The following is a 12,775-nucleotide window of genomic DNA, read 5'->3' on the forward strand; positions in this document are numbered from 1 at the left end:
ATCGATCTTGCCCAACGGGGGTCGTCCACACATGAATCAGGCATCGAAAGCCCCGTCAACCGGCAATCTGCGGGGCAATCGGACGGCGCCCGCCATGCACCCGCCGCCAGTCCAGGCCCTCGAGAAGCGCACCGAGTTGCGCCGATGTCAGGCGCATCACGCCGTCCTGAATGCCCGGCCACCGGAAGCCTCCTTGCTCAAGCTTCTTGACCATCAGGCACAGCCCGGTACCATCCCACCAGACCAGCTTGATCCGGTCGCTGCGCTTTGCCCGGAACACGTAGATGACGCCGGAATAGGGATCGCCGCCGTACTCAGTGCCGACCAGCGCCGCCAAGGCATCTGGCCCTTTGCGGAAATCTACCGGCCGCGTTGCAACCATCACGCGCGCGCCAGCGCCGGGTCCGATCATCGTGTTGCCTTGAGCGCTTCGATCACCGCGGCAATCACGCCCGCGTCGGCGCCATGGCTGATCTTCACCGCCACACCGTCAATCTCCAACTCGACAGCGCTCACCTTCGAACGCCGCCGCTTCTTCGAACGACGTGCTGTCGCGACAGGCTCAACAGCCGGAGCCACTTCAACTATGGCAGGCACAAATGACGGCACTTCCGGCTCAGTCGCCGGCAGAACCACGCCCGCCGCCTCGAGTTGCTTCCGCAGATCTCTCCGCCATGCGTAAACCTGCGAAGGATCGAGCCCATGCCGGCGAGCAACGGCACCGACACCTTCACGGCCCGAATAGCACTCCGCGACAATCGACGCCTTCACCTCTGGCGGCCACTCGCGCCGCCTGCCCGCGCCCGTGAATACCTCGAACCGCTGCGCGCCCTTGCTCACAGGATCATCACCCGAGATTATCATAGTAGCAGCGCACTCCCGCCCGATCAGGGCGCGAAGACTCGGCGCTACGCTTCAGACACGCAAGGTGGCGGCGCGGCCCCGCTTACGGCGATCCCGGCCCGCAGCCGCGCGCATGGTATATTGATGTTCCCGAAACTCAGCGCGAGGCCGAGCTACGGTTCTTGAGAACGGAAATCTATCGGTATGAGGTCGATCCCCCGGTTCGGCGGATCGATGCGTATGATCGGTTTTCAGACCGGATCTGAACGCCGTCGAGGGCCAGGCTATTGCTTGCCCTGGCCGTATCCATTGCCGCCCTCGATGCTCCCGGCGGCCTTCAGCAAATCCCCGATGGAGCGCCCGCCGATCCGGCAGGTGGCCACCACGCGGTCGTAGGACTGGCGGTTGGCGACGCACTCCGCATTCCGACCCATCGCGATCTTCTCCAGCGCGGCCTTGGCGGCGGGGCCAGTGGGGGAGTGAAGTTCGGGCGCGTAGAAATCCTCCAGCCGGATCTCCACCCAGTTGGCCGGCCCTTGACCGACGGCCACGCACAAGGAGTCGCCGTCACCGACATAGACCACGGGACCGGAGAAGTGCGCGCCGCGATGGAGATAGGACGGCATCGGGCCGCGGTCGGGAATGGCCTTGCAGGGGTCGGCCTTGGCCGCCGTCGCCGTGGTCAGTGCGGCCAGCACGGCCAGCCCCATTACGATACGCATAGTCGTTTTTCACTTCCGCCTTTTATGGTGCGCCGGAGGCTTATGCCGCCGCTTTCAGGCGCTTCTTGGCGAGCATGGCGCGGACGAACTTGTCCCATTTCGCCATGCCCGCGCGCTTTTCCACCATGTAGTGCCAGCGGTCATAGTGCTTGGAGCTGACGTCCTGCAACGCATGGTTCTGGAGGCGGTCGCGGATTTCCTTCGAGATCCCCGCCTTGCCGGTCAGCGTCTTGAAGGTCCGGCGCAGGTCGCGGTTCGTCACATAGGGGATCACGCCGCGGTCCCGCTGGCGCCACATGAACGAGTAAAGCGTGCCGTGGCTGACAGGCTTGGACGGGTCTGTGGCCGACGGGAAGAACCAGCCATATTCGTTGACGTTGATGGAGGCGAGTAGCTCTGCGGCCAGCTCAGGCACCGGAACGGCATGGGGCTGATTGTTCTTGGTCTTCGACCAGTCGATGATCTTTTCCTTCGCGTCCCACTGGTCGATGTGAAGGCTCGCGATCTCCTGGACGCGCTGGCCGGTCAGCATGATGATCCTGACGGCGCGGGTATGGGGCGGGTGAACCGGCGTGTCGGGGCATTCCAGCCAACGATAGAGCTGCACGAACTCGTCTTCGTCGAGCCAGCGGGTGCCCTTGACCTTCGGTTCGGTCGGAATGCCTGTCGCCGGATTGAAGGGGATGCGAAAGCGGCGAGCCGACTGCTGCCGATAGTCGTTGTCCGACTTCATGCCCCAGCCAAAGGCCGCGTGCATATAGGAACGCACATGGTCGGCCATCGACTTGGCGCCGCGCTCATAGATCGGGCGGATCAGCTCGACGATTTCCTCGGCCTCGATCTCGCGGGCGAGGCGGTTGCGCCCAAGGGTGTTGGCGATCTTGTTGAGGCCCTTCTCCGTCTCCTTCCAGGAGGGCTTGCCGGCGGCCTTGAGCGAAGCGACGTAACCCTCGAAGAGATCGGCGACGGTGCCGGGGCGAGTGTCGGATGCGATCTTGATGCTCCGGCCCTTCTGGATGACGTCGGCATAGTCGCGCTTGAAAATCTCGCGGACCTGCGCGAGCGACATCGAGGGGTAGGCGCCGATCTTCTTCTTGGTGCGCTTGCCGTCACGCCATTGCTGCGCCATCCAGTCGGCGGTGACGCGCTTCGGCATTGGCTTGAGGACGAGGACGAGTCGGCCGGTGCCGCGCCCCTCGCCATCGGCCAGATTTTCCTGCTTGCGGCTGATCTCGACGCGCTTCAGCGCATGTCGGATCGTGGTGTCGGTCAGGGCTGGCATGCGTTCCTCCTTGTCCGCAACTGGGATCGGTCGAGGAGAAACGGGGATCGTTTGCTGGGAGCGGAAAGCCGTTTTCTATCCCTTCAACCGCCCCCAATTTGCCAAAACCGTCCCCACTACGCAATGCCAAAAAACGCCAATTGTCCTAGTGTTTCAACGGTATTGAGCGTGATCCTGCGGGATCGAAATCAGTGAGTGGGGTGGTTTTGCCCCACGCTTCAAGCTCATCGATCGGATAGAGCACGGCCTTTCCGATTTTCACGAATGACGGTCCGATCTTCATCGTGCGCCAGTTCCGAAGCGTACCTACGGAGACGCTGCCACGATAGCGCTCAGAGACTTCCTCTGCGGTGAGAAATCTGGTGAACGACATGAATCCTCCCTTGCACGCAAACGCGCGCTCTTTGATGCCATGCGTTTGCATGATGCTCATGCAGTGAAGCCATCATTCAGCATCACCGTTGGGCTCGCTGATCGTTGGTGGCTCATGCTGCTGCACGAGTGAACATGCGCTTCGGGATGGGCAACGGAAAGCCCCGTTGGAGTGGCGTAGGGAATTCGGCGACGGCTGGCTAAACAAAGGACGGTTGTTCCGACCCGTGCTGGCTCGGGTCAGGTTATGATCGATTCGAACCCAGTGAGAGCAGTTCGATGGACGTGACGGACAACGAAAAGGATAACGCCAGCATCAAGTTCATCAACCCGATGCGCGGGCCAGATTGATGGGTTAGCGCGTCGCTGAGTTCAGAGGAGCTATCCGGTCCGTTGTTGCGGATTTCCTCCGATCACCGGTCCTCACGCGCCTTCGATCAGGTGATATCTTCGAACTTTTTGACCGACAGTGCCGCCTCGCGTCGTAACCAGTGGATCCAGCGAGTTTCGGCCGGTGTCGCATTGAGGCGGCGGCGCATCCGGTACAGGACGTAGCGTTCACCCACCGACAGGGCGGGCCCGCAGGCGACCAGCCTTCCGTCCTCCAATTGTCTTTCGCAGAGCATCGGGATCGCCAGCGCGGCTCCCATTCCCGCCGCAGCCGCCTCATAGGTGAGCGCCAGCGTGGCATGTTCGAGGACCTGTCCCGGCTCGGCGGATAAACCGGCCTGCGCGAGCCAACGCTGCCAGATGCCTTTCGGCTCGCGCGGTGCGAGCAGCGGTAAGCCGATCAGATCCTGACGTTGCGGCGCGGGGCGGCCATCGAACAGGCGCGGCGCGGTAACCGGCCGGGCTTGGACGTTCACGATCGGCTCGCCGAAGAAATCGTCAGCCTCCATCGCGCCCCACAGCGCGAACTGGGCTTCGCCCGACCGAAGCACATTGGGGTCGCGGGTAGGCAGGATATCGAGGTAAAGTCCGGTGTCGCGCAGGATGCTGGCGGCGCGTGGCATCAACCAGTTGGTCGCGACGCTGTGCGAGGTGGCGATGGTGATACGGGTCGTCGCCGTATCCACCCGCACCGATGCGCGTCCGATCGCGCGCACGGCAGGCTCGACCTGCTCATAGTACCGCCGACCTCCGGACGTGAGTTTCAACCCTTGGTCCGTCCGATCGAACAAGGGCGTGCCCAGAAAGGCCTCCAGCGACGCTATCCTGCGGCTGGTCGCCGAGGGGCTGAGCGCAAGCACATCGGCAGCTGCGCGGACCCCGCCCTGTTCGGCGACCGCGAGGAAGGCCTCGATGGCTTCGAGTGGCGGTGTCTGTCGCGCCATCAAACCGACATGCCGACCCAATGCGTCATCCTCACGACAGGAAGCCGGGAAGACGATCGGCAATGGTGCGCCGGATCAGCGAATGCGTCGCGGCCTCCCGGTCTGTAAGGCTGTCGATGGCGCGGCAGTCGATCGTCGCAGCCGTGCGGTCGATATCGATCAGGACATAGCCTGCGCGGGTATTGTCGAGGAAACGGACGTGCGGATTGAGCCGCATCGCACTGTCGAACAGCGCCGGTGGACCGTTGCGCGAGGCGAGGCAGGAGGCGACCACTTCGCTCGCGACGACCGGTCCGGCGTTACGCTCGGCGTCACGATGGATATCGTTGAACCAGAAGCTGTGGACGTCGCCACCGAGGATAAGCGCATTGCGGACGGACGGGACTTGTAACGCATCGATCACGCGTTGCCGGCTCGCCGGATAGCCATCCCAGATATCGGAATAGCGCGCTTCTGGACCCTGCGGCAGGTGCAGCCGGGCGAACAGCGTTTGCTGCACCAGCAGCGACCATTGGGCGCGTTCGGACCGCAGGCCGTCAACGAGCCAGCGTTCCTGCTCTGCACCGGTCATCGTCGCGCCGGGTGCCTCAAGCGCGGCGCAATGGCCGATCACATGGCCGCCGCGCCCGCAGGGCTGCGGCGTGCGATAGCGCCGGCAGTCGAGCACATGGAGCGTGGCGAGATCGCCCCAGCGCAGTCGACGGTAGAGCCGCGCGATGCTGGCACGGCGCAACGGCATATGTTCGAAATAGGCCTGGTAGGCGGCCGCACGGCGCGCGGCGAAGGCGCGGGGATCGATCGTCTCGACTCCCTGCAGGCCGGCATAGTCGTTTTCGACTTCGTGATCGTCCCAGGTCACGACGAAGGGCAGGGCAGCGTGCGCAGCCTGAAGATCCGGGTCGGTGCGATACAAAGCGTGGCGCGCGCGATAATCGGCCAGCGTCACCGGCTCCGGCGCGCCGAAGCAGCGTACATCGGGACCGGCGCCGAACGACTTTTCATAGATATAGTCGCCGACCTGAAGCACCAGATCGGGCGCCTGGTCGACCATGTCGCGATAGGTTGTAAACCAACCCTGCTCCCAATGCTGGCAGGAGGTGAGCGCGAGCCGCAGCCGGTCACTCCGCGCCGGCGCGGTGAGAGTGCGACCGGTGCGGCTCACGGTGCCGGCATGATGGAAACGGTAGAAATAGGGGCGTCCCGGCCAAAGTCCGGAGACCTCGACATGGACGGCGTTGGCCCGAGCAGCGGGAGCGATGGCCCGGCCGCGCCGGACGATGCGACGGAAGCTGTCGTCCGGCGCGATCTCATACCCGACATGTTGATCGCCCCTACGCCCCGCCAGCCGGGTCCAGAGCACGAAGCCGTCCATTGTCGGGTCGCCCGAGGCAACGCCGAACGCAAAGGGGTCGACCGTTGGAGGCGCGGTTTCGGCCGTCAGCGGGTTGGGGATCAGGAACCGCCATGCCGCGAGCGCCGCCGCGCCCATGATGATCTCACGCCGCGCCGGCATCAGAAGCGCGCCGAAAGGCGGAGGTAGTAGCTGCGGCCGTTGACGCCGATCGGCGTTTCCTCGCCGGTCGGAAAACTGCCCCCAGTCGCGGCGATCACGGCAGACTGGTCGGCGATCGGGTCGGGCTTGGCGTCGAACAGGTTCTGCACGCCCGCGCCGATCCGTATCCCGGACCGCAGCGTGTAACCCGCCGACAGGTCGAGCGTCTCCTTGCCGCCGAACGTCTGGGTCGCGACCAGTGGCGCCGAGGTGTAGGTGCCGAAGGCGGCGAGGTTCAGCCCGAGATCGAGCGGGCCGCGATCCAGTTGCACCTGCATCGTCGCCTTGTTTTTCGGCTGGGCGGCGGTGAGGAACAGGATCGACTTGTTGGCGAGCAACGGCAGGGTGGGCAGCGCCGGATTGGCGCGCAACTGATCGAGCCGGTTTTCGAACAGGCCGTAACCGAGATTGACGGCGAGGTGGGTACTCGATCCGATCCGTCCGGCCCAGCGCGCGGTGATCTCGACACCTTCGGTCGTGGTGTCGACCGCATTGGTGAAGAAGCGCACCTGGCTGAACCCGGTGATGTCGTTAGCCGCCAGCACCGCGTTCACCGCCGCCCCGCCCAATTGCTCGGACAAGGCGATGCGGTCGCGGATGCGGATGTGGAACCAGTCGGCGGTGAAGACGAAGCCGGCGAAGGGGCCGAATACGACGCCGAGGGTCGCGTTGCGCGACCGCTCGGGCTTGAGCGCACTGGCGCCGAGCGCAGCCGCGATCGGATCGGAGACGGGAAGCGTGGCGACCGTCACCAGCTTGCCCGCGCTGGTCGCGCCCTGCACGGCGGAGAAATATTGCTGCTGGAGCGATGGCGCCTTGAAGCCGGTGCCGATCGTGCCGCGCAGGGCCACGCCCCTGGCGGCGTCGAGCCGGGCGGTCAATCGCCAGGTCGCGCGTCCGCCAAAATCGTCATAATGATCGTAGCGCGCCGCACCGCCGATCAGCAGCGGACGAACCGGGCGCAATTCGGCGTCGACGAATGCGGCCCAGGCATTGTGGCGCGCGTCGGTCGGGTTGCGCGGGTTGAAGCCGGCGAAGCCATCCGCGCCCAGCCCGAAATAGGCCAGCGGCTCGCCGTTGCGGATGCCGTAGCTCTCGTGGCGGTATTGGCCGCCCACGGCGATGTTGCCGCCGGCCAGCACGCCGTCGAGTGGCTGCGATATGGTCGCATCGGTGACGGCCTGGCGATAGGTGACGCCGCCCGAATCGAACCGCGTTGGGCTGGCCGCGCCGAGCGAGGCGTTGGCCGTGTTGAACATCTGAAAATTGGCGCGGTTGTAGCCATAGCTCTCGCTCACGTCCCAGCGCGCCGTGGCGATCGTGCCGCGCACACCCACGGTCGCGCCAATGTCGTCAATGGTCGGCTCGATGATCGGCAGGAAGCCGTTCGGATAGAGCGGCGAGAAGCCTGGCACGCGAAACCCGGCCGCATTGTTCGACCGTTTCCGCGTCGCCGTGCCGAAGGCGTAGAGTTCTGCCCCGCCGAGCGGCAGTGCGAGGTCGATCGCGCCGTTGGCGATCGAGCTCAGCGGATCGCCGATACGATAGGTGACGCGCCCAAACCGCTGGTCGACCAGCGCGCGGTTGGTCGGATCGGCGTGACGTGCCGCGACCGTCAGCGTGATATGGCCGCCGCCGAGCGGCAGTCCGACGCTGGCCGAGACCGCGCCGCTCGCGCCATCGCCCGCTTCGGTGATGGCGCCGAGCAGATCGCCCGCCCCGCCATGCGCGTTGGACTTGAGGATGATGTTGACCACCCCCGCGATCGCCTCCGAGCCATATTGAGCGGCCGCACCGTCGCGCAGGATCTCGATCCGTTCGATCGCGGCCTCGGGAATGGTGTCGAGATCGATGCCGGCCGAACCGCGGCCGATCGAATTGTTGACGTTGAGCACCGCATTGGCGTGCCAGCGCTTGCCGTTGACCAGCACCAGGGTCTGGTCGGGCGACAGGCCGCGCAGCGTGATCGGCCGGGTATTGGCGGCGCTCGCCGTGGTCGCGGCCCGTGCAAAATTGATCGACGGGTCGAGAAAGTTGAGCGCCCGACCGAGGTCAGGCATCGCCTGCCCGGTGATCCGGTCGCCGGAAACGACGTCGATCGGTGCCGAGGATTGCAGCGCGGTACGGTCGGGCGCGCGCGTGCCGGTGACGATGATGTCGTCGCTCGCGGCGGTCGGTTGGGTGTCATGGCTTTGGGCCTGTGCGGCGGCAGTGGTGGTGAGCGCTGCGCATAGCGCAACGCCGGTAAGTCTTGATCGCATGAGATTCTCCCCGCAGCGGGGATAGGGCGATCTTGCTTAGCACCGCGAGCGCAGGAAGCACGACGACTGTTGCGCCGATCGCAACACACTATGTCATCACGCTTTCACAATATACTAAAGTGCGCTCGTATCGAGCGCAGAACTTAAATCGGCATCATGGCGCTCTGAAAGGAGCTTTGACAAAGTTGCGTACGATACGGGTTCGCCAGGACAGGAGAAGCGGTGCCATGATACCGGCTAGGTCCTCGCTTTGGTTCTGCCGACCGCCTGACAGTGGTGTTGGTACCCCATCGAAAGACCCGAGATGTGGTGACGCAGATTGTGGTGGGAGGTAAGCAGACAGATCAGACTCGAAGAAAGGTGGATAAGGATGAACAACAGCGAAATCGCCGACAAACTCGCCGCGGATCACGGCATCTCCAAGGTCGATGCCAGGAAGCTGGTCGACGGTGTTTTTGAGGCGATTGGCAGCGCGGCGGCGAAGGGCGAGGACGTTTCGATCCACGGATTCGGCAAGTTTAAGGTGAAGGATAGCTCGCAGCGCGAGGGCCGCAACCCTGCCACGGGGGAGGCTATGACGATCAAGGCGTCGAAGAAGCTGACCTTCGCTCCGGCCAAGGGCGTGAAAGACAAGCTCAACGGTTGATGGCCCCGTTACCGGTGCTCTTTCCGCTCAGATGGACCGAGCACCGGAGACCTCTCGTCACTTGTTTCCGATCGGCAAGCACGAGGCACTCGTAACCGCCGTTGGTCAAGGCGATCGAATAGGATCGCCCCAGCGCGCGATCATCGCGCGGGTGACGCCGTTGGTCCAGCCGAAGCCATCCTGAAGCGGATATTCACCTCCGCCGCCACTTCCCCGTGTTTCCACGTCATATTTCTCGACCAGCTTTCCGCTGGCCCGGTAGCGTGCTTCGACCGTGGAAATCCATGCACGCGCAATGTGTCTGGCGACGGTCCCATGCCCATAGGCGTCGAGGCCATTGGCGGCTATCCATTGCAGCGGCGCCCAGCCGTTGGGCTCGTCCCACTGCTGGCCGGTACGGACCAGCGTCGTGCGCAGTCCACCTGGCGCGATCAGCCGCGTCTCGATCGTGGCGGCGACACGCGCCGCATGTGCGGGGATGGCAAGGCGGGTGAACAGCGGATAGGCGGTCGCCGCGCTGAGCCCGGGGCGCAAACGCCGCCTGGGCAATTCCCAGTCGCCATACCGGCCTTCCGCGTCGTCCCACAGCCAGTGTTCGATTGCTGCACGGCGTTGCCGTGCCTGTCGCTCGAATGTCGTCGCGCAGGAGCGGTGCAGCGCGATGCAACGGCCGGCGATATCTCGTTCCAGTCCGTAGAGCAGGCTGTTGAGATCTACCGGCACGATGTCCGTGGTATCGACCGTCGCCAGCATATGCCCGTCGGCCAGCCAGCGCGAGGAGAAGTCCCAGCCGCTCTCCGCAGCTGCGCGCAGGTTCCGATAGACCTCTGCGGCAGGCCGCCCGCTGGCGCGCGCGGTGATGACATCCTCGCGATAGCTTTCGTCGCGTGGGGTGTCGCGATCGTCCCAGAACCGGTTGAGCGTTGCGCCGTCCGGCATCCGGACGACATGGGCGCCTCGCGTCCAGTAGCCATGCTCATCAATCAACGCGTCGAGACGGCGATTGAGGACTGCCGGGTCGTGAACGTCTGACAGGCCCATCATCAGATAGAGGAAAGGCGGCTGCGACCGGCTCAGATAATAGCTTCGTGCGCCGTTGGGGACATGGCCGTAGCGTTCGACCAGCCCGACGAAGCCGTCGATCATGCCTTCGATCAGATCGCGTCGGCCATCCTCGCGCAGGCCCAGCATCGTGAAATAGCTGTCCCAGTAATAGATCTCCCGGAACCGTCCGCCGGGAACCACATGCGTTCCCGCGAACGCGAGCGCCGAGGAGCCGGGTGAGGGGGTGACCGGCGGGCGAGCGAGAAGGTCCCAAAGGTTGCGGATATGATCGAGGAGCGGGCGCGGTGAGGTCCGCCCGGCAGCCGCTGGCACCGCTTCATCCGGCATGTCGAAATTGGCGCGAACGAATGCGCGCAGGTCATCGTCGCTCCACTCCGTCCTCGCACGATAGTCGGCGAGGATCGCGGGCGGCGAGCGGCGGGGAATCGCGTCGGCGAAGGTCTTGCTGTCGGCGAACAGGCGGCGCATCTGGACGGCGTCGAAGAGCGGGCCAAAGATATCGGACGGGCTAGCAGTCTGAGCCGGCGCATTTGTCGGACGGGATGGTGCCGCGCCGCTATCGGCCGACAGCGGCGCGGCAAGAACGGCGAGCGAGAAGCAGGCCAGATAGGCGATCGTCCTGGCAGCGGTATTCCGTTTCATCGATTTCCTCCCGCAAGCTTGAGGAGTACGACGCCGTGGGCGGCCAACCTCCCTTCCCGCATATCGCCGAGCAGCACTTGCGCGGTGTCCGGTATCGTAATCGGAGCCGGTGTGTCGCCGTGGTTGATGAGGAAACGGAAGCGTCCGGGAGGGCCGCTGCGCTCCGCCATCTCGATACCGGCGGGCAATGCGGGCGGCACGGGCAGACAGGCGCGGCCGAGCAGTATTGCGGTGAGCGCGGCTTGTCCCGGTTCGTCGAGGAGCGCGCCGATATAGGCGATCTCGCCGTGCCCGGACCCGCGAGCGACCGCCATCGGCTTGTCCGTGAGCCACGGCGCCATGCCGTAGCGCGCCAGCCCGATGGCATCGGGTTCGCGAGGCGTTAGCGCTTCCGCCCAGATGCGGACGTTGGCGACCGCGCCGAGACCGGGGACGGCGATCGGCGCATCGAGCGCAAAGAAGTCTTCCACCGTCGCACCGAGCAGGGATGCGAGGGGCCCCGGCTGACGCTGTGGCCAGAGCGCGTTGTCCCCGTCTTTCATACCCGATCGCGGGCCGAGGACGAGATGTCCGCCGCCACGAACATAGGCCGCGAGCCGGTCGGCGGTCGCCGCGTCCAGCACGTTCAGGCCTGGCGCCAGCACCAGCGCATAGCGTGACAGGTCCGCATCGGGCGGCACGATATCGACCGCGATCCCCAGCGCATGGAACGGGCGATACCAGTCCTTCAGCACGGCGACCGGATCATAGTCGCGGGCGAAGCGCTGCTGTTCGATCGCCCAGCGGCTATCCTGCGAATAGACCATCGCTACCCGGGCGACCGGCGCGGTGCCCGCCAGCCATCGAGACGCAGCCCGCAGCTCATCCGCCGTCCGCGCGATCTCGTCATAGACCGGCATCGGCTGTCCGTCTGCGCCGACCAGCGTGCCGTGATATTGTTCCTGTCCGCCCGGAGCGCTGCGCCATTGCCAGTAGAGGATTGCGTCTGCGCCATGAGCGACCGCCTGCCACGCCAATGCGCGGGTTTCGCCGGGATCGAGCGACCGGTTATTTGTGCCCCAGTTCACACGCCCGGGCTGGGTCTCCATCACCCAGAAATTGCGGCGCAAATAGCCGCGCACCACGGCATGATGCAGCGCCAGCGCCGCCGGGTCCGGGCGGCCATCGGGCACATATTCGTCCCAGGCAGCGAGATCGAGGCCGCGATGCACGGCATATTGATCGAAATGGTCGTTCCATGCGGTCGAGTTGATGGTGATAAATTGCCGTCGGTCGGCCTGCGCGCGGATCGCGGTCGCCTGCGCATCCACATAATCGGCCCAGATCGCGCTGAAGAGGCGCCGTGCGTCGAGCACCAGTGCCGGATTCTGGTCACGCCCCAGCGTCAGCGGCACCTGATCGAAGCGCTGGTAGAGCTGGCTCCAATACTGCGTGCTCCAGCGCCGGTTGAGCGCGTCGATCGTGCCGTAGCGCGCGGCGAGCCAGTTCGCCCAGCGCGCCTTGGCCTCCGGGTCGAAGCTTTCGAGGCCGATCTCGTTGTCGATCTGCCAGCCGACGACGGTGGGGTTGTGCCCGTAGCGGCGCGCCATTTCGGTGGCGATCCGCACGGCATAGCGCCGGTAGGTCGCACTCGCGACCGAGAATTGCCGGCGCTCGCCATGGCCCTGGATGTGGCCGTCTTCCTCCATCCGGCGGATATCGGGATGGGCCTGCGTCAACCAGATCGGCGGGGCGGCGCTGGGCGTGCCGAGGACGACCTTGAGACCATGGCGCCGTGCGGCGGCGATGGCGCGGTCGAGCCAGGCGAAGTCGAACCGGCCGTCCTCCGGCTCCATTCGCGCCCAGGCGAACTCGCCGATCCGCACCACCGACAGATGGGCACGCTCCATGAGGGCCAGATCCGCTTCCCAGCGCGCCTCAGGCCATTGTTCCGGATACCAGGAGGCGCCGACGGCCAACGGCGGGGCGGTGAAAGGCCGCTCCGCAGCCATGGCCGGGCCGGCGAGAGAAGCGACGAACAATGACAAGATGCCAAGCCATGTCTTTGCGCCGCGCC

The 12,775-nt window shown here is 65.2% G+C and carries 11 protein-coding genes; 1 reads left to right on the top strand and 10 read right to left on the bottom strand.

Annotated features, from left to right (window positions below; all coding sequences use genetic code 11):
- Positions 1 to 55: 55 nt before the first annotated feature.
- The 8 genes from tnpB to ACFFJC_RS13900 all read right to left on the bottom strand — a co-directional run bounded on the left by tnpB (position 56) and on the right by ACFFJC_RS13900 (position 8,366).
- Positions 56 to 412 carry an IS66 family insertion sequence element accessory protein TnpB gene (gene tnpB, locus ACFFJC_RS13865; RefSeq protein WP_379488078.1) on the bottom strand — a complete coding sequence of 119 codons (357 nt, stop codon included), beginning with the start codon at positions 410 to 412 and terminating at the stop codon, positions 56 to 58.
- Complete coding sequence (gene tnpA, locus ACFFJC_RS13870; RefSeq protein WP_379488079.1) at positions 409 to 840, bottom strand: IS66-like element accessory protein TnpA; 432 nt, start codon at positions 838 to 840, stop codon at positions 409 to 411. The genes tnpB and tnpA overlap by 4 nt, the downstream gene beginning before the upstream one ends.
- A 287-nt stretch (positions 841 to 1,127) precedes the next feature.
- Positions 1,128 to 1,565, bottom strand: a complete 438-nt coding sequence (locus tag ACFFJC_RS13875; protein WP_379488080.1) for a thermonuclease family protein — start codon at positions 1,563 to 1,565, stop codon at positions 1,128 to 1,130.
- Positions 1,566 to 1,605: 40 nt separating this feature from the next.
- On the bottom strand, positions 1,606 to 2,847 hold the full coding sequence (locus ACFFJC_RS13880; protein WP_379488081.1) for a tyrosine-type recombinase/integrase: 1,242 nt from the start codon (positions 2,845 to 2,847) through the stop codon (positions 1,606 to 1,608).
- Positions 2,848 to 2,992: 145 nt separating this feature from the next.
- On the bottom strand, positions 2,993 to 3,280 hold the full coding sequence (locus ACFFJC_RS13885) for a helix-turn-helix domain-containing protein (RefSeq protein ID WP_379488082.1): 288 nt from the start codon (positions 3,278 to 3,280) through the stop codon (positions 2,993 to 2,995).
- A 376-nt stretch (positions 3,281 to 3,656) separates the two neighbouring features.
- Positions 3,657 to 4,553 (bottom strand): LysR family transcriptional regulator, encoded by an 897-nt coding sequence (locus tag ACFFJC_RS13890; protein WP_379488083.1) that lies wholly within the window; start codon positions 4,551 to 4,553, stop codon positions 3,657 to 3,659.
- A gap of 31 nt (positions 4,554 to 4,584) precedes the next feature.
- Positions 4,585 to 6,066 carry an alkaline phosphatase D family protein gene (locus ACFFJC_RS13895; RefSeq protein WP_379488084.1) on the bottom strand — a complete coding sequence of 494 codons (1,482 nt, stop codon included), beginning with the start codon at positions 6,064 to 6,066 and terminating at the stop codon, positions 4,585 to 4,587.
- Positions 6,066 to 8,366, bottom strand: coding sequence for a TonB-dependent receptor plug domain-containing protein (locus ACFFJC_RS13900; RefSeq protein WP_379488085.1), 2,301 nt, complete (start codon positions 8,364 to 8,366; stop codon positions 6,066 to 6,068). Before ACFFJC_RS13900 ends, ACFFJC_RS13895 begins: the two co-directional genes overlap by 1 nt.
- 370 nt (positions 8,367 to 8,736) lie before the next feature.
- On the opposite strand from ACFFJC_RS13900, the gene ACFFJC_RS13905 reads away from it, so the two are divergent.
- Positions 8,737 to 9,012: an HU family DNA-binding protein gene (locus ACFFJC_RS13905; RefSeq protein WP_379488086.1), complete on the top strand. Its 276-nt coding sequence runs from the start codon at positions 8,737 to 8,739 to the stop codon at positions 9,010 to 9,012.
- A 105-nt stretch (positions 9,013 to 9,117) separates the two neighbouring features.
- Here the strand turns inward: ACFFJC_RS13905 and treF are convergent, their stop codons facing one another.
- Positions 9,118 to 10,719 carry an alpha,alpha-trehalase TreF gene (gene treF, locus ACFFJC_RS13910; protein WP_379488087.1) on the bottom strand — a complete coding sequence of 534 codons (1,602 nt, stop codon included), beginning with the start codon at positions 10,717 to 10,719 and terminating at the stop codon, positions 9,118 to 9,120.
- Positions 10,716 to 12,710 carry a beta-galactosidase gene (locus ACFFJC_RS13915; protein WP_379488088.1) on the bottom strand — a complete coding sequence of 665 codons (1,995 nt, stop codon included), beginning with the start codon at positions 12,708 to 12,710 and terminating at the stop codon, positions 10,716 to 10,718. The genes treF and ACFFJC_RS13915 overlap by 4 nt, the downstream gene beginning before the upstream one ends.
- Positions 12,711 to 12,775 lie beyond the last annotated feature (65 nt).

This window comes from Novosphingobium soli, assembly GCF_042432915.1.
Taxonomy (GTDB): domain Bacteria; phylum Pseudomonadota; class Alphaproteobacteria; order Sphingomonadales; family Sphingomonadaceae; genus Novosphingobium; species Novosphingobium soli.

Excerpts from the sequence above, each read along its gene's own strand:
- ACFFJC_RS13915 (WP_379488088.1), bottom strand. The coding sequence starts at position 12,710 with ATGGCTGCGGAGCGGCCTTTCACCGCCCCGCCGTTGGCCGTCGGCGCC.
- tnpB (WP_379488078.1), bottom strand. The coding sequence starts at position 412 with ATGATCGGACCCGGCGCTGGCGCGCGCGTGATGGTTGCAACGCGGCCG.
- ACFFJC_RS13900 (WP_379488085.1), bottom strand. The coding sequence starts at position 8,366 with ATGCGATCAAGACTTACCGGCGTTGCGCTATGCGCAGCGCTCACCACC.
- ACFFJC_RS13885 (WP_379488082.1), bottom strand. The coding sequence starts at position 3,280 with ATGAGCATCATGCAAACGCATGGCATCAAAGAGCGCGCGTTTGCGTGC.
- treF (WP_379488087.1), bottom strand. The coding sequence starts at position 10,719 with ATGAAACGGAATACCGCTGCCAGGACGATCGCCTATCTGGCCTGCTTC.
- ACFFJC_RS13890 (WP_379488083.1), bottom strand. The coding sequence starts at position 4,553 with ATGGCGCGACAGACACCGCCACTCGAAGCCATCGAGGCCTTCCTCGCG.
- ACFFJC_RS13895 (WP_379488084.1), bottom strand. The coding sequence starts at position 6,066 with ATGCCGGCGCGGCGTGAGATCATCATGGGCGCGGCGGCGCTCGCGGCA.
- ACFFJC_RS13905 (WP_379488086.1), top strand. The coding sequence starts at position 8,737 with ATGAACAACAGCGAAATCGCCGACAAACTCGCCGCGGATCACGGCATC.
- ACFFJC_RS13875 (WP_379488080.1), bottom strand. The coding sequence starts at position 1,565 with ATGCGTATCGTAATGGGGCTGGCCGTGCTGGCCGCACTGACCACGGCG.
- ACFFJC_RS13880 (WP_379488081.1), bottom strand. The coding sequence starts at position 2,847 with ATGCCAGCCCTGACCGACACCACGATCCGACATGCGCTGAAGCGCGTC.